The 14,801-nt window shown below is 66.9% G+C and carries 17 protein-coding genes; 12 read left to right on the top strand and 5 right to left on the bottom strand.

Annotated features, from left to right (window positions below; genetic code table 11):
• Window positions 1–201: 201 nt before the first annotated feature.
• Complete coding sequence (locus FHT98_RS26300) at window positions 202–348, bottom strand: hypothetical protein (protein WP_156407100.1); 147 nt, start codon at window positions 346–348, stop codon at window positions 202–204.
• A gap of 76 nt (window positions 349–424) precedes the next feature.
• Entirely contained in the window at window positions 425–727 is a 303-nt protein-coding gene (locus tag FHT98_RS24075; RefSeq protein ID WP_142115547.1) for a hypothetical protein, read from the bottom strand.
• A 365-nt stretch (window positions 728–1,092) separates the two neighbouring features.
• On the opposite strand from FHT98_RS24075, the gene FHT98_RS24070 reads away from it, so the two are divergent.
• Window positions 1,093–2,550, top strand: coding sequence for a cryptochrome/photolyase family protein (locus FHT98_RS24070; protein WP_142115546.1), 1,458 nt, complete (start codon window positions 1,093–1,095; stop codon window positions 2,548–2,550).
• A gap of 5 nt (window positions 2,551–2,555) precedes the next feature.
• On the opposite strand, the gene FHT98_RS24065 is transcribed toward FHT98_RS24070, so the two are convergent.
• Window positions 2,556–3,338, bottom strand: coding sequence for an SDR family NAD(P)-dependent oxidoreductase (locus FHT98_RS24065; RefSeq protein WP_142115545.1), 783 nt, complete (start codon window positions 3,336–3,338; stop codon window positions 2,556–2,558).
• A gap of 167 nt (window positions 3,339–3,505) precedes the next feature.
• Between FHT98_RS24065 and FHT98_RS24060 the strand changes: the two genes are divergently transcribed.
• From FHT98_RS24060 to FHT98_RS24040, 5 genes are all read left to right on the top strand, one after another.
• On the top strand, window positions 3,506–4,222 hold the full coding sequence (locus tag FHT98_RS24060) for an alanyl-tRNA editing protein (RefSeq protein ID WP_142115544.1): 717 nt from the start codon (window positions 3,506–3,508) through the stop codon (window positions 4,220–4,222).
• Between the two features lie 33 nt (window positions 4,223–4,255).
• A complete protein-coding gene (gene sseA, locus FHT98_RS24055; RefSeq protein ID WP_142115543.1) occupies window positions 4,256–5,113 on the top strand; it encodes a 3-mercaptopyruvate sulfurtransferase in 858 nt (285 codons plus the stop codon).
• A 13-nt stretch (window positions 5,114–5,126) separates the two neighbouring features.
• Window positions 5,127–5,633, top strand: coding sequence for a cupin domain-containing protein (locus tag FHT98_RS24050; RefSeq protein WP_142115542.1), 507 nt, complete (start codon window positions 5,127–5,129; stop codon window positions 5,631–5,633).
• A 179-nt stretch (window positions 5,634–5,812) separates the two neighbouring features.
• Window positions 5,813–6,127 (top strand): hypothetical protein, encoded by a 315-nt coding sequence (locus FHT98_RS24045; RefSeq protein ID WP_248309300.1) that lies wholly within the window; start codon window positions 5,813–5,815, stop codon window positions 6,125–6,127.
• Complete coding sequence (locus FHT98_RS24040; RefSeq protein ID WP_142115540.1) at window positions 6,124–6,561, top strand: GNAT family N-acetyltransferase; 438 nt, start codon at window positions 6,124–6,126, stop codon at window positions 6,559–6,561. The genes FHT98_RS24045 and FHT98_RS24040 overlap by 4 nt, the downstream gene beginning before the upstream one ends.
• 15 nt (window positions 6,562–6,576) lie before the next feature.
• Here the strand turns inward: FHT98_RS24040 and tsaA are convergent, their stop codons facing one another.
• Window positions 6,577–7,068: a tRNA (N6-threonylcarbamoyladenosine(37)-N6)-methyltransferase TrmO gene (gene tsaA, locus FHT98_RS24035; RefSeq protein WP_142115539.1), complete on the bottom strand. Its 492-nt coding sequence runs from the start codon at window positions 7,066–7,068 to the stop codon at window positions 6,577–6,579.
• A gap of 14 nt (window positions 7,069–7,082) precedes the next feature.
• The gene (locus tag FHT98_RS24030) at window positions 7,083–7,289 is read right to left on the bottom strand and encodes a TOBE domain-containing protein (RefSeq protein WP_142115538.1); all 207 of its coding nucleotides are present in this window, start codon (window positions 7,287–7,289) and stop codon (window positions 7,083–7,085) included.
• A 117-nt stretch (window positions 7,290–7,406) separates the two neighbouring features.
• Here FHT98_RS24030 and modA point away from each other — a divergent pair, with 117 nt between their 5' ends.
• From modA to FHT98_RS24000, 6 genes are all read left to right on the top strand, one after another.
• Entirely contained in the window at window positions 7,407–8,210 is an 804-nt protein-coding gene (gene modA / locus FHT98_RS24025; protein ID WP_142115537.1) for a molybdate ABC transporter substrate-binding protein, read from the top strand.
• A gap of 10 nt (window positions 8,211–8,220) precedes the next feature.
• The gene (gene modB, locus FHT98_RS24020; protein WP_142115536.1) at window positions 8,221–8,925 is read left to right on the top strand and encodes a molybdate ABC transporter permease subunit; all 705 of its coding nucleotides are present in this window, start codon (window positions 8,221–8,223) and stop codon (window positions 8,923–8,925) included.
• Window positions 8,922–10,016 (top strand): molybdenum ABC transporter ATP-binding protein, encoded by a 1,095-nt coding sequence (gene modC / locus FHT98_RS24015; RefSeq protein ID WP_142115535.1) that lies wholly within the window; start codon window positions 8,922–8,924, stop codon window positions 10,014–10,016. Before modB ends, modC begins: the two co-directional genes overlap by 4 nt.
• A 102-nt stretch (window positions 10,017–10,118) precedes the next feature.
• Window positions 10,119–12,623: a heavy metal translocating P-type ATPase gene (locus FHT98_RS24010; RefSeq protein ID WP_185745257.1), complete on the top strand. Its 2,505-nt coding sequence runs from the start codon at window positions 10,119–10,121 to the stop codon at window positions 12,621–12,623.
• Between the two features lies 1 nt (window position 12,624).
• On the top strand, window positions 12,625–13,035 hold the full coding sequence (gene cueR, locus FHT98_RS24005; protein ID WP_142115534.1) for a Cu(I)-responsive transcriptional regulator: 411 nt from the start codon (window positions 12,625–12,627) through the stop codon (window positions 13,033–13,035).
• A gap of 166 nt (window positions 13,036–13,201) precedes the next feature.
• Window positions 13,202–14,620 (top strand): M20 family metallopeptidase, encoded by a 1,419-nt coding sequence (locus tag FHT98_RS24000; RefSeq protein ID WP_142115533.1) that lies wholly within the window; start codon window positions 13,202–13,204, stop codon window positions 14,618–14,620.
• Window positions 14,621–14,801: the final 181 nt, after the last annotated feature.

Here is a 14,801-nt window from a genome sequence, read left to right as displayed (position 1 = left end):
TGATTGCGCTTTTCTCCTTTTGATCGCTGCTGTGGCGTTGCGGTTTCCGGCGACGATGCGGATTTGCGCCTGCGGAGCCCATTTGCGCATCCTATGGTGTCCCTGCGGATTTTCGCATGGTGCCCGGCAGCGGCGGCTGGCAGGGCAAGGGTCCGATAGCCCGGTTGAGCCCGATCGACGGGATCGGTGGCACCTCCCCTCTCAGCGCGCCGTGGAGGAAGGCTGGAACAAATCCGGTGCGACCCGCTCCGGAAATGTCAGCGACGACACCGCGACGATCACCGTCAGGCCGATGACGGCCAGCCAGAGCCAAAAATCCAAAGGCGGTTTTTTCGGATCAGTCATCATGAAAGGGACGCCCGAACAGGCTTCGGGTTCCCGATCTCAAGCAGCGAAGGCGCCGTCGCGGCTTTTGGGAAGCTCGTCAGTCCTTTCGGGCGGCATCGGCCGACGAAGCCGAAGCGGCATTCTGCCGGCCCTCGCCTGGCTTCGGGCCCGATCCATGCTTGATCGCCAGCGTGAGAATCGTCCGGCCGATCGCCTCCGGCAGGTTGGCGTCCAGCATCACCCGCAGGCGACCGGCCCCTGCCTCGGCGGCCGAGACCTCGAAGGCCGCAGGCTTCTGCCGCGGCGCCGGCCGCGGGCGGCGCGCGCTGAACAGGGTATCCAGCCTCCGGCCGATTTCTCCGAGCTCGAGATCGAGACCGGCTTCCTCCAATGCATCCATCGTCTCAACAGCCGTCCATCCGGAGCCATCGTTCAGGCTGTGATTCGCCTTAAGAACTTCATTTACAGATCGTTAAAATTTGAGTTAGTGGCAGCTGCCCGTCCGGGGCGGAGTAGCGTCATGTTCGAAGCCATTCTGATAGCGGTCCTCATGGCCGGAACCGCAGGCGTATCCTGGCTGGTCGCCGATATCCTGCATCTGCCGCTGGAAATCTGAGCGACGATAACAGATTCGGCAGAAGCCGGCCCGTTTTCGAAGCCCCGCGAGCCATCGCTTCCAAAAATCTTTCCTCTTGTCCGGTCCCGCTCCGCTTCGGCCGCGTTGATCGGGGATTGCGGCCTGCGTGGCCGTGCCGGGGATGAGGAATGGTGACCGGACGCACCCTTCACTGGTTCCGAAACGATCTGAGGCTGGCGGACAACCCGGCCCTTCTCGCTGCCGTAGCGGGCGGGCCGACCTTATGTCTGTACATTCTCGATACAGGCCCTGATCGCCGCCCGATCGGCGGCGCCTCGCGCTGGTGGCTGTCGCGCTCGCTCGCTGCGCTTGGCGAAGCACTCGCACGGAGGCACGGGCGGCTCGTGCTGATGAAAGGCGATCCAGCCGAATTGCTGCCACGCGTTGCGGCAGAGGCAGGGATCGACCGGGTCACCTGGAACCGCCGCTACGAGGCGAAGGAGATCGCACTCGACAGCCGACTCAAGGAGGCGTTGTCCGGAAACGGCATCGATGTCAGCAGCTTCAACAGCCATCTGCTCAACGAGCCCTGGCAGGTGACCACCACGACCGGGCAGCCGATGAAGGTGTTCACACCCTATTGGCGTGCTGCCCGCCAGAAGGGCGAGCCGGCTGCTCCGATCGCCGCTCCCGCGCGAATCCCTGCATTCTCCCTGCCCGATTCGATCGAGGCGCTGACGGTCTCGCTTGATGATCTCGGGCTCGAACCCCGGAAGCCGGACTGGGCCGGCGGTCTGCGGTCGGCCTGGACACCGGGGGAATCGGGCGCCGCAGAGCGTCTCGACGATTTTCTCGGCAGCGGGCTTTCAGGCTACGCCGAAGACCGCGACCGGCCGTACCGGGCCGCGACGTCGCGACTGTCGCCGCATCTGCATTTCGGCGAAATCGGCCCGCGGCAGGTCTGGCATGCTCTGCACCACGCCCGCGCCACCGGCGAAGTCGCAGGATCGGAGCAGGACGCGGAAAAATTCCTCTCGGAAATCGGCTGGCGCGAGTTTTCCCACCACCTGCTCTTCCACAACCCCGATCTGGCGACGCGCAACTACGATTCGCGATTCGATGCCTTTCCCTGGCAACCCGACGACAAGGCGCTAAGCCGCTGGCAGCGCGGGCAGACCGGCATTCCGCTCGTCGATGCCGGCATGCGCGAGCTCTGGGCGACCGGCTGGATGCATAACCGCGTGCGAATGGTCGTCGCCTCCTTCCTGATCAAGCATCTGCTGCAGGACTGGCGGACGGGCGAAGCCTGGTTCTGGGACACGCTGGTCGATGCCGACGCGGCCAACAACGCCGCGAGCTGGCAATGGGTCGCAGGTTCCGGCGCCGACGCCTCGCCCTATTTCCGGATCTTCAACCCGGTCACGCAGGGAGAAACCCACGATCCCCAGGGTGCTTATGTCCGCCGATGGGTGCCGGAACTCGCCGGGCTTTCCGATGGGGATATCCACCAGCCCTGGAAGGCTTCGGAGAAAACCTTGCGCGAGGCTGGCGTTCGAATCGGCCAGACCTACCCTGCCCCGCTCATCGATCTCGCCTTCGGACGACAGCGCGCGCTCGATGCCTTCGCCACGATCCGCGGTCGCTGACCGGTTCAGCCGCTGCGTTCGGCGAAGCGGGACATCAGCGCGAAATAGACGGGGTAAGGCAGGAGACGCGCGACCTTCAGGATCCAGGCAAGGCGGCGCGGCACGGTGACCTCGAAGCCGCCGCGCTCGAAACCATCGACGATTCGCCTCGCGCCATCCTCCACCGTCAGCAGGAACGGCATCGGGAAACGGCGGCCCTCCGTCATCGGCGTCTCGATGAAGCCGGGATTGACCAGTTGCAGCCGGATGCCGGCCGCCTCGCAGTCGAACCGCATCGATTCGCAGAAATAGATCGCCCCCGCCTTCGCCGCGCCATAGGCGGCCGCACCCGGCAGGCCGCGATAGCCGACCAGCGAGGCATTGACCGCGATCTGCCCCCTGCCCCGTGCGACCATGCGCGGCTGAACGGCGAAGAAGCTCTTGGCGACGCCGAGCAGGTTGACGCCTACCACCTTCTCGACCGTCTCGGCATCGATCGCCCTGCCCTGGCCCGACGCGATGCCGGCATTCAGGAAGGCCAGCGCGATCGGCCCATGGATGCTCTCGATCGCGTCACTGACATTCCGCATGCCCTGCGCGTCGGTCACGTCGCCGGCATGGGCGACGATACGGCCCGGCAGGTTCTCGGCGCTACGGGCGAGGCGCTCAAGCACCTCCAGACGCCGGGCGGTGACGGCAACCGTCCAGCCCCGTGCCGCCAGCTCGAGCGCGACCGCGGCGCCGATGCCGGAACTGGCACCGGTGATCCAGGCGATGCCGTCCTGCGGCTTCATGCGGGGCAAGGCCATGACAGCTCCGGGTTGGCGGGACAGTCATCTAGGCATCGAATCATCAGACCGAAAGCCATGCGGCCGAAATCATCCCCGCTATCCCGCCAACGCGGTGGCATGGCTGGCTCAATCGGTGCAGTCTGCGCCGGAAGGGCGCTCCGCGCCGCCAGCGAAATGACGAGATCATGCCGACCGAACTTCTCTTTCGACAGGATGCCTATCTCAAGGAAACGCCCGCGACGGTCGAGGCCGTCAACGAACGCGGCGGCATCATCCTCGACCGGACCAATTTCTACGCGACCGGCGGCGGCCAGCCGGGCGATGCCGGGCATCTGCGCCGCAATGACGGCAGCCAGATCGCCATCGCCACCACGATCTACGATCCCGAGGACAAGAGCCGGGTCATCCATGTCCCGGCCGAAGGGCAGGCCCTGCCTGCGCCCGGCGAGGCGGTGACGGTCGTGCTCGACTGGGAGCGCCGCTTCAAGCGGATGCGCATCCATACTGCGTTGCATCTGCTCAGCGTCGTTCTGTCCTTTCCGGTCACCGGCGGCTCGATCGGGGATGGCGACGGCAGGCTCGACTTCGACATTCCGGAAGGCGGGCTCGACAAGGCCGAAATCAGCGAGAAGCTCAATGCGCTCGTCGCACGCCATGCCGATGTGACCGAGCGCTGGATCACCGACGAGGAGCTCGACGCCAATCCGGGTCTCGTCAAGACGATGTCGGTGAAGCCGCCGCGCGGTTCGGGCCGGGTCCGGCTCGTCGCCATCGGCGATATCGACCTGCAGCCCTGCGGCGGCACCCATGTCCGCAACACCGCCGAGATCGGCGCGGTCGCGGTCACCGATATCGAGAAGAAGGGCAAGCAGAACCGGCGCGTCCGGATCGCGCTGGCCTGAGATCACCAAAGCTGATGCCCAGAGGATACGCCTATGGCCCGTGAAGACGTCTTCGTTTCGACCGAGTGGCTGGCCGAGCGCCTGAATGCGCCCGATATCGTCGTGGTCGATGCCTCCTGGTATCTGCCGGCGCAGAAGCGCGACGGCGCGGCCGAATACGCCCAGCGCCGCATTCCGGGCGCGGTCCATTTCGATATCGACAAGATCAAGGACAGCCGCTCGTCCCTGCCCCATATGCTGCCCTCGGCGCCCGAATTCGCGGCGGCCGTCGGGGCGCTCGGCATCGGCGACGGCATGCGCATCGTCGTCTATGACGGGCTCGGCTTCTTTGCGGCGCCGCGCGTGCGCTGGACGTTCAAGGTGTTCGGCGCGCGCGATGTGGTCATCCTGGACGGCGGCTTCCCGAAATGGCTGGCCGAAGGCCGGCCCGTCGAGGAAGACAGCCCGCAGCCGCGAAAGCCGCGCAGCTTCACCGCAAGGCTCGACAACGGCGCCGTCGCCGATGCCGATGACGTGGCCCGCGCCACCGCCTCGCAGGCGATCCAGGTGGTCGATGCCCGCGCCGCCGACCGTTTCCGTGGCGAGGCTGCGGAGCCGCGGCCGGGCCTGGCCTCCGGCCATATTCCCGGCTCGCTCAACCTGCCGTCATCGCAGCTCACCACCGATGGCCGGCTGAAGTCCCCGGAAGAGATCGTCGCGCTGTTCAAGGATGCCGGCGTCGATCTCGACAAGCCCTCGATCATGACCTGCGGTTCGGGCGTCTCGGCCGTGATCCTGTCGACGGCGCTCGAGACCGTCGGCAAGCCGGCCAAGGCGATCTATGATGGCTCGTGGTCCGAATGGGGCATGGGCGAGCGGCCGGTCGCGACCGGGCCGGCGAAGCAGGCTTGAGCGGGAGGCATCGATGAGCCACGACCACGACCATCCGCATGATCACAGCCATGACGGCGAGCGCTGGAAGCATGACGGCGTGCGCGTCATCTCCGGCGACAAGCTCGACCCGAACACGGCGCAGACACCCGGCATGTTCCGGCAGGCTGCAATCAACCATGCCCGCGTCGGCGCGCAGAAGATCTGGGCCGGCACGGTCGCGATCGAGCCCAATGCCAAGACCGGCGTGCATCATCACGGCGATCTCGAAAGCGTGATCTATGTCGTGAGCGGCAAGGCGCGGATGCGCTGGGGCGAGCGATTGGAATTCGTCGCCGAGGCCGGGCCGGGCGATTTCATCTATGTGCCGCCCTTCGTGCCGCACCAGGAGATCAACGCCGATCCCGACAACCCGTTGCAATGCGTGCTGGTGCGCTCGGACAACGAGGCGGTCGTCGTCAACATCACCGATGTCGATCCGGTCGAGAAGCCGGAAGAGGTCTACTGGGTCGACCCGATCCACAAGCACCCGCACGGGTGAACGGAGCGCGGCAGGTTCGCTGAAACAACCCCTGACCAACCATGTATCAGCCGCGCACTCCGGGCTATCGCAAGAGTGATGCGCAGATGCGCTGGGCTCTGCCAGATCGGGTTTTCTTCGCCTGCGGCGCCTGCCACATCCTGGTACATGCCTTCCTCGCGAGATGGGGGCGGAGTGGCATGCGGGCGCTCTGGATCAAGCCGGCGGCCGGGCATACCGGCAACCACATCTTCGTCGACGGCGGCAGCTGGGCCTTCGACTATCACGGCTATACGGAGAAGGATCGGTTTCTCGATCACACCTGGCGCGGAGCCCGGAGGCGCTGGCCGGGCTGGCAGGCCTCCCTCATCGAACTCCCGGCCGATATCCTCGTCTCGGAAGCGAAATCACGGGATTATGACGGCCTCTGGCTTCGTGAGCCTGGCCAGTTCCTGCACGACGCCATGCCGCGAGCCGAGGCCTATCTCAACCGGTTTCCGGCGCCTCCGCCATGACCGTCGAACTGCGAGAGATCACCGCGGCGACGGTCCGTACCATCTGCGGACTGGAGGTCGCGGAGGAACAGCGTGGGAATGTCGCGCCGGTCGCGATCTCGATCGCGCAGGCGCATTTCGAGCCGCGCGCGACCTTCCGGGCGATCTATGCCGGGGACGAGCCTGTCGGCTTCATCCTCTGGCGCGACGACGACGAGCCCGGCACAGCCTATCTCTGGCGCTTCATGGTCGATCGCCGGCATCAGGGCAAAGGCTATGGACGCGCCGCGCTGGAGCAGGTCTTCGCGCTGCTGAAGGCGCGCGGTGTCGCCAGACTCAGCACGAGCGTCGTTCGAGGAGAGCACAGCCCGCTGGGATTCTACCTGTCGGCAGGGTTCATCGAGGCGAACGAAGTCACGAGCAGCGGCGAATGGCTGCTGAAGAAGAACCTCTAGACAAACGCTGGCCGTTCAACCTGTCTCGAAGTCACCCGGCTGCGGTGGGGCGATCGGCGTGAACAGCGTGCGGTCCGGCTTGATGTCGAGCAGCGGCGTCTCGTCGAGGCAGTCGAGCCCGCGCACCAGAAGCACCCGCCCTTCCCGCGCGACCAGCGTCGCGATCGAGGTGCCGATCGGATTGGGGCGGACCGGCGTGCGCAGCGCGAAGGTGCCGTGGGTCTCGCCGTTATTGGCCGGGCTCTGGCGGACGAGATCGCGGCGCGACTGGTGCAGCCAGTAGAGCACCTCCAATCGCTCGAAGCGCTCGATGCCCTCCAGCGCCTCGTCCCAGGGCGGGAAGAGTTCGATGCGGCAGATCGGCCCGTCCGCCCTGCCCTGGCGTGGGCAGACAAGCCGCGAGGTCCAGGGTGTGCGGATGGTGCCGATGAAGACAAGGCCGGCATCGGTCGCCTGCGGCGGCGCGACGGCGACCTCCCTCTCGCGGATCTCGTTCTCGCGAACCATATGAGCGGGGCTCGTCAGTCGATCGCGATCATCACGTCGGAGGCCTTCACGACGGCATAGGCCTCCTTGCCGACTGTCAGCCCGAGATCGTCCACCGCCGCATTGGTGATCGAGGAGGTCACGATCGCGCCGCCGATATCGATGTGGACATGGGCCGTCGTCGCGCCCTTGGTGATCTCGACGATCCTGCCCTTGAGCTGATTGCGGGCGCTGATCTTCATGGCTCGTCCTCTCCTTGCGACAACGCGACCGCCGCCGCGCCTTGACTTGGGTCCGGGCGCGCGGCAACCATCGTTATATCCGACGATATACAACGAGAAATTCGAGCGAGGAACAACATGTTGAAGCGCCGCACCCTGCTGGGCATGGGCCTGGCCCTTGCCGTGAGCTTTGCTCCCGCCTTCGACGCCGCGCAGGCGCAGACGAAGGACCTCGTCATCTTCGCCGCCGCCAGCATGAAGAACGCGCTGGACGAGGCCGCCGCCAACTGGGTGAAGGAGAGCGGCAAGCCGGCGCCCAAAATCTCCTATGCCGCCAGCAACACGCTGGCGAAACAGCTCGAGAACGGCGCCCCGGCCGATCTCTTCGTCTCGGCCGATCTCGACTGGATGGATTATGCGGCGGGCAAGAACCTGATCAAGCCGGATACCCGCGTCAGCCTGCTCGCCAACCGCATCGTGCTGGTCGCCGGCAAGGATTCCACCGCCAAGCTCGACCTCAAGCCCGGCGTCGATGTCGCGGGCGCCGTTGGCGTCGGCCGCCTCGCCATGGGCAATGTCGATTCCGTCCCGGCCGGCAAATACGGCAAGGCCGCGCTGGAGAAGCTGGGTAGCTGGGACAAGGTGAAGGACAAGATCGCGCAGGCCGACAATGTCCGCGCCGCGCTGCTGCTGGTCTCGCGCGGCGAGGCTCCGCTCGGCATCGTCTACGCGACCGACGCCGCCGCCGACCCGCAGGTCAAGGTGGTCGCGACCTTCCCCGAGGATTCGCATCCGCCGATCGTCTATCCGGTCGCCGTCACCAAGGATTCGGCCAATCCCGACGCGCAGGCCTTCCTGACCTATCTGCGCAGCCCCGCCGCGAAGCCCGTCTTCGAGAAGCAGGGCTTCACGGTGCTCAACAAGGCCGCCAGCTCTTCGTGATCGCCGCTTCGTGACCGACTGGCTATCCCTTTCGCCTGAAGAATGGACGGCGGTGAGGCTCAGCCTCATCGTCGCAACGACCGCCATGATCGCGAGCCTCCCGCTGGGGCTCGTGGTTGGCTTGTTGCTGGCGCGCGGGCGCTTCTGGGGCAAGTCCCTGCTCGACGCCATCGTCCATATGCCGCTGATCCTGCCGCCGGTGGTGACAGGTTATCTGCTGCTCGTCGGCTTCGGCCGGCGCGGACCGATCGGCGAGTTCCTCTATGACTGGTTCGGGATCGTGCTGTCCTTCCGCTGGACCGGCGCGGCGCTGGCCTGCGCCGTGATGGGCTTCCCGCTGATGGTCCGTGCCATCCGCCTCTCGATCGAGGCGGTCGACCGAAAGCTCGAATCCGCCGCCGGCACATTGGGTGCGAGCCCGATCTGGGTTTTCCTGGTCGTCACCCTGCCGCTCTGCCTGCCCGGCATCATCGCCGGCATGATCCTGTGCTTCGCCAAGGCGATGGGAGAGTTCGGCGCGACGATCACCTTCGTCTCCAACATTCCCGGCGAGACGCAGACCCTGCCCTCCGCGATCTACACCTTCACGCAGGTTCCGGGAGGCGATGCCGGCGCAATGCGCCTGACGCTGATCTCGATCGTGATCTCGGTCGCGGCGCTCTTCCTGTCCGAACTGATGGCCCGCATCGTCGGCCGCAGGATCAACGTCGAATGACGGATGTCCTCGACATTGCCGTCCGCCACAGGCTCGGCGACTTCACGCTCGATTCGAGCTTCATCTCCGATGGGCGCCTCACCGCCCTGTTCGGCAGCTCGGGCTCGGGCAAGACCTCGCTGGTCAATGTGATCGGCGGGCTGATCCGCCCCGATTCCGGTCATGTCCGCGTCGATGGCGAGACGCTGGTCGATACCGGGCGCGGCGTCTTCCTGCCGAAGCATCGTCGGCGCATCGGCTATGTCTTCCAGGAGGCGCGGCTCTTTCCGCATCTGACCGTGCGGCAGAACCTGCTCTTCGGACACTGGTTCGTGCCGCGCAGCCAACGCAAGCCGGCCGAGCTCGACAAGGTGCTGGAACTGCTGGGGATCGGCCATCTGCTGCGCCGGAGACCGGGCGGCCTTTCCGGCGGCGAGAAGCAGCGCGTCGCCATCGGCCGTGCCTTGCTGGCGCAGCCCCGCCTCTTGCTGATGGACGAGCCGTTGGCGGCGCTCGACGAAGCCCGCAAGGCCGAGATCCTGCCGCATATCGAGCGCCTGCGCGACGAGGCCGGCATTCCCATCGTCTATGTCTCGCATGCGCTGGCCGAGGTCGCGCGCCTCGCCACCACCGTCGCGATAGTCGAGAACGGGCGTGTTGCGGCTTGCGGCCCGACGGCCGACATCCTGTCCCGGCCCGATCTGGCCGCACGGCCGGGCGCACCGGAAGCGAGCACGCTGCTATCCGCCGAAGTGGCCGGTTTCGAGGAGGCTTTCGGGCTGGCGCGGCTGACGACACCAGCCGGACCGCTGACGATCGCGCGTGGCACGCTGCGGCAGGGCCAGCGGATCAAGATTAGCATCCTCGCCAGCGACGTCATGCTCAGCCTCGGCCAGCCGGCCGAGATCAGCGCGCTCAACGTGCTGTCGGGAAAGGTCTCCGAGATCGGCGAGCGCAGCGGCACCGGCGGCAGCACCGTGCATCTGCTCATCGCTTGCGGCGAGGCGAAGCTGGCGGCGCGCATCACTGCGAAATCTCTCGCCCTGCTCGGCCTTGCGCCCGGCAAACCGGTCCATGCGGTGATCAAGAGCGTCTCCGTCGAGATGCCCTGAACCGGGCGCCGTGCCACCCTCTCAAAAACTCATGGGACCAACCTTGACCTTCCCATAATGGGAAACCTTATATCGCCTGTCATCACCATGAAGGAGACGGCGATGACGGTCATCGACAGAAGCTGGAACGACCTCGAAACCCTCGATCTGGGCGTCGAGGGCATGACCTGCGCGAGCTGCGTCGCCCATGTCGAGCGCGCCATCGCGGCGGTGCCGGGCGTCGATGCGGTCTCGGTCAATCTCGCGACCGAACGGGCGCATGTCAGCTTCGCCAAGGGCGGCACCGACCTGAAGCAGGTCGAGGCGGCGGTCCGCCAGAGCGGCTACACCCCGGTCGAGAATACAATCGAACTGTCGGTTTCGGGCATGACCTGCGCCTCCTGCGTCGGCCATGTCGAGAAGGCCCTGCGCGCCGTGCCGGGCGTGGTCGAGGCCACCGTGAACCTCGCGACCGAGCGCGCCAGTGTAAAGACACTCGCCGGCAACGAGATCGTCCCGGCCCTGGTCAAGGCCGTCGCCGGCGCCGGCTATGAAGCGAGCCCGATCGCCGCGGCCGATGACGATGCCGACACGCGCCGGCAGGCTGCCAAGGACGAGGAGCAGGGCAAGCTGCTGCGCTCCGTCATCCTCGCCGGCCTGCTGACGCTGCCGTTGCTCGTGGTCGAGATGGGCAGCCACATGTTTCCCTCCCTGCACCATTGGCTCGCCGGCACCTTCGGCGAGTGGAACGTGCGCGTCTTCTCCTTCGCGCTGGCGACCATCGTCCAGTTCGGGCCGGGACTCGTCTTCCTGCGCAAGGGTTTCCCGGCGCTGCTGCGGCTGGCGCCCGACATGAACTCGCTGGTCATGCTCGGCACCGGCGCGGCCTATCTCTATTCGAGCGTCGCGACCTTCCTGCCGGACCTGCTGCCAGCGGGCACGGAAGGCACCTATTTCGAATCCGGCGCGGTGATCGTGACGCTGATCCTGCTCGGGCGCTGGTTCGAGACCCGCGCCAAAGGCCGCACCGGCGCTGCCATCCGCAGCCTGATCGCGCTCCAGCCCAAGACCGCCCGCGTGCTGCGCGACGGCGCCGAGAGCGATGTCGCGGTCGACAGCGTCCGTCCCGGCGATATCGTGATCCTCAGGCCGGGCGAGCGCGTCCCGGTCGATGGCGAGGTCACCGACGGCTCTTCCTTCGTCGATGAATCGATGATCACCGGCGAGCCGGCCCCTGTCCGCAAGGAAGCCGGCAGCACCGTCACGGGCGGTACCGTCAACGGCTCGGGCGCCCTGCGCTTCACCGCGCAGAAGGTCGGCTCCGACACGCTGCTCGCCCAGATCGTGCGCACCGTTCAGGCGGCGCAGGGCGCCAAGCTGCCGATTCAGGCATTGGTCGACCGCGTCACGCTCTGGTTCGTGCCGGTGGTGATCGTGCTGGCGATCCTGACCTTCGCCGTCTGGCTGAGCTTCGGCCCGAGCCCGGCTTTGTCGCATGCGCTGGTCAATGCCGTCGCGCTGCTGATCATCGCGTGCCCCTGCGCCATGGGCCTGGCGACCCCGACCTCGATCATGGTCGGCACCGGCCGGGGCGCCGAGCTCGGCATCCTGTTTCGCCAGGGCGACGCCCTGCAGGCGCTGAAGGACGTCCAGATCGTCGCGCTCGACAAGACGGGCACGCTGACCAAGGGCAAGCCCGAGCTCACCGATATCGAGCCGGCGAACGGCTTTGCCGCCGACGATGTGCTGCGCCTCGTCGGCTCGGCCGAGAACCGCTCGGAGCATCCGCTGGCGCTGGCGCTCGTCGCAGCCGCCAAGGTGCGGAACCTCGAGCTCGCCGAGCCGGCCGATTTCACCAGCGACCCCGGCCGTGGCGTCACCGCGACGGTCGAGGGCCGCAAGGTCGCGATCGGCGGCCACCGGTTGATGGAAGAGGCCAAGCTCGACATCGCGCCCTTCGCCGCCCGCGCCAAGGCGCTGGCCGAGGCCGGCAAGACGCCGCTCTATGCCGCGATCGACGGCAAGATCGCAGCCGTCATCGCGGTCGCCGACGCGGTGAAGGAGACCACGCCCGCGGCCATCGCAGCATTGCACAAGCTCGGCCTCAAGGTCGCGATGGTGACCGGCGACGACCGGCGCACGGCGGAAGCGGTCGCGCGCGGCCTCGGCATCGACGAGGTCTGGGCCGAGGTGCTGCCAACCGACAAGGCCGAGGTGGTGAAGCGCCTGCAGGGCCGCGGCGCCAAGGTCGCGTTCGTCGGCGACGGCATCAACGACGCCCCTGCCCTCGCTCAGGCCGATGTCGGCATTGCCATCGGCACCGGCACGGATATCGCGATCGAAAGCGCCGATGTCGTGCTGATGTCCGGCGACGTCATGGGTGTGCCCCGTGCGATCGCGCTGTCGCAGGCGGTGATTTCCAACATCCGCCAGAATCTCGCCTGGGCCTTCGGCTACAACGCCCTGCTGATCCCGGTGGCGGCCGGCGTGCTCTATCCGGCTTTCGGCATCCTGCTCTCGCCGGTCTTCGCCGGGCTCGCCATGGCGCTGTCGAGCGTCAGCGTCGTCAGCAATGCGCTCAGGTTGAAGCGCTTCCAAGTTCCGACCTCGCATGGACAGGAGGCCTGAGATGAATATCGGCGAAGCCGCAACCCGCTCCGGCGTCAGCGCCAAGATGATCCGTTATTACGAGAGCATCGGCCTGATCACCGCACCGGCCCGCACCGCCGCGCAGTACCGGGTCTATGCCGCCGAGGACGTGCATACCTTGCGCTTCGTGCGCCGCTCGCGCGATCTCGGCTTCTCGCTGGAGGAAACGCGGGAGCTGCTCGCGCTCTGGCGCGACAAGAGCCGGGCCAGCGCCGATGTGAAGAACCTCGCCATGGCGCATGTCCGCGAGCTTGAGGAAAAGGCGGCCGAGCTCAAGGCGATGGCCGACACGCTGCGGCATCTGGCGACGCATTGCCATGGCGACCACCGGCCGGATTGCCCGATCCTGGCGGACTTCGCCGCCACACCATCGGCGCAGGCCAAAGCCTGAGACGCTGCTCCGCCATGCACTGAATGTCTGGACGGGGCGGTATGAGATTGCTCATATGCCGCTGCCCACCAGAGGCGGGTCCGGCCCGGCCGCATCGGCCCCGTCGGGGAATCCGCCTCTCAACGAAAGACGGGGAGCGCCAAGGCGTTCTCCAGGCGGAACGACAATGGACAATCGAAACGATCTCTGGCGGCATGTCGATGCGAACAAGGAGCGCCTGATCGCGCTCTCCGACCGGGTCTGGGGCATGCCGGAGGTGTGCTACACCGAGAAGCGCTCCGTCGCCGAGCATATCGCCGAATTGAAGCACCAGGGCTTCAAGATCACCGAGAATGTCGCCGATATCCCGACCGCCGTGATCGGCGAGGCCGGCGAAGGCGGCCCGGTCATCGCCTTCCTCGGCGAATACGACGCCCTGCCCGGCCTGTCGCAGGAAGCCGGCGCTTCCGAGCACAAGGAAATCGAGACCGGCGGCCACGGCCATGGCTGCGGCCATAACCTGCTCGGCTCCGCCGCGATGCTCGCAGCGGTGGCGATGAAGGAATGGCTCGCCGAGAACAAGATTCCCGGTCGCGTGCGCTACTATGGCTGCCCGGCCGAGGAAGGCGGCGCCGCCAAGGCCTTCATGGTCCGCGCTGGCGCCTTCGACGACGCCGATGTCGCCATTAGCTGGCACCCGTCGAGCTTCTGGGAGGTCGCTCCGGCCCTCGCGCTCGCCAATACCCGCGCCGATTTCGTCTTCACCGGCCGGGCCTCGCATGCCGCTGCCGCGCCGCATCTCGGCCGCTCGGCGCTCGACGCCGTCGAATTGATGAATGTCGGCGTCAACTACATGCGCGAGCACATGCCCTCCGACGCACGCGTCCATTACGCGCTGCTCGATACCGGCGGCATCGCGCCGAACGTCGTCCAGGCCCATGCCCGAGTGCGCTACTCGATCCGCGCCCGTGATCTGCGCGGCATGCTGGAGCTCGTCCAACGCGTGAAGAAGATCGCCGAAGGCGCGGCGCTGATGACGGAAACCAAGATGGAGATGCGCATCGTCAGCGCCGTCTCCGACCTCGTCGCCAACACGCCGCTCGAAGAGGCCATGCACAAGGTGATGGGCGAACTCGGCGCGCCGCATTTCGACGAGACCGACAAGGCCTATGCCGAGAAGATCCGCGGCACGCTCTCCCCGCAGGAGATCGCCTCGATCTGGCGCACCATCGGCATGCCGGACAGCGGCGCGCCGCTCGCCGACTTCCTCGTGCCGCGCGACGCCCGGCGCAACCCGGCGATCGGCTCGACCGATATCGGCGATGTGAGCTGGGCGGTGCCGACCGTGCAGGCCCATGCGCCGACGGTCGCGATGGGCACGCCGTTCCACACCTGGCAGGTGGTGGCGCAAGGCAAGTCCCCCGCCGCGCACAAGGCTATGGTCCATGTCGCCAAGGCGATGGCCGCGACCGGCGCCGCGGTGCTGAGCGACCCGGCCCTGATGGCGGCCGCCAAGGCCGACCATAAGGCCCGCCTCGGCAAGGAAGGCTACACCTCGCCGCTGCCGCCCGAAGTGAAGCCGCCGCTGACGATGTCGCTGGGCTGATCGCGACGGCTTGCCGTCATTCTCGGGCGCCGCAGCGCGGTGACCCGAGAATGACGCGCCGACAGAGGCGCGCTTCCTTCCTGAGATGCTCGGGTCAAGCCCGAGCATGACGGCTGCGGCTGCGTTGCCTTGCCGATTGAATGAACACATATGATCCGGGAGAATGAGCCTCTGCCGACAG

The organism is Allobosea sp. AK1 (assembly GCF_006714945.1).
GTDB lineage: Bacteria > Pseudomonadota > Alphaproteobacteria > Rhizobiales > Beijerinckiaceae > Allobosea > Allobosea robiniae.
The sequence above is the reverse complement of the archived record's forward strand: the minus strand, read 5'-3'. Positions and strand labels throughout refer to the sequence as shown.

Coding starts and splice junctions, on each gene's coding strand:
- FHT98_RS26300 (WP_156407100.1), bottom strand. CDS start 348: ATGATGACTGATCCGAAAAAACCGCCTTTGGATTTTTGGCTCTGGCTG.
- FHT98_RS24075 (WP_142115547.1), bottom strand. CDS start 727: ATGGATGCATTGGAGGAAGCCGGTCTCGATCTCGAGCTCGGAGAAATC.
- FHT98_RS24070 (WP_142115546.1), top strand. CDS start 1,093: ATGGTGACCGGACGCACCCTTCACTGGTTCCGAAACGATCTGAGGCTG.
- FHT98_RS24065 (WP_142115545.1), bottom strand. CDS start 3,338: ATGGCCTTGCCCCGCATGAAGCCGCAGGACGGCATCGCCTGGATCACC.
- FHT98_RS24060 (WP_142115544.1), top strand. CDS start 3,506: ATGCCGACCGAACTTCTCTTTCGACAGGATGCCTATCTCAAGGAAACG.
- sseA (WP_142115543.1), top strand. CDS start 4,256: ATGGCCCGTGAAGACGTCTTCGTTTCGACCGAGTGGCTGGCCGAGCGC.
- FHT98_RS24050 (WP_142115542.1), top strand. CDS start 5,127: ATGAGCCACGACCACGACCATCCGCATGATCACAGCCATGACGGCGAG.
- FHT98_RS24045 (WP_248309300.1), top strand. CDS start 5,813: ATGCGGGCGCTCTGGATCAAGCCGGCGGCCGGGCATACCGGCAACCAC.
- FHT98_RS24040 (WP_142115540.1), top strand. CDS start 6,124: ATGACCGTCGAACTGCGAGAGATCACCGCGGCGACGGTCCGTACCATC.
- tsaA (WP_142115539.1), bottom strand. CDS start 7,068: ATGGTTCGCGAGAACGAGATCCGCGAGAGGGAGGTCGCCGTCGCGCCG.
- FHT98_RS24030 (WP_142115538.1), bottom strand. CDS start 7,289: ATGAAGATCAGCGCCCGCAATCAGCTCAAGGGCAGGATCGTCGAGATC.
- modA (WP_142115537.1), top strand. CDS start 7,407: ATGTTGAAGCGCCGCACCCTGCTGGGCATGGGCCTGGCCCTTGCCGTG.
- modC (WP_142115535.1), top strand. CDS start 8,922: ATGACGGATGTCCTCGACATTGCCGTCCGCCACAGGCTCGGCGACTTC.
- FHT98_RS24010 (WP_185745257.1), top strand. CDS start 10,119: ATGACGGTCATCGACAGAAGCTGGAACGACCTCGAAACCCTCGATCTG.
- cueR (WP_142115534.1), top strand. CDS start 12,625: ATGAATATCGGCGAAGCCGCAACCCGCTCCGGCGTCAGCGCCAAGATG.
- FHT98_RS24000 (WP_142115533.1), top strand. CDS start 13,202: ATGGACAATCGAAACGATCTCTGGCGGCATGTCGATGCGAACAAGGAG.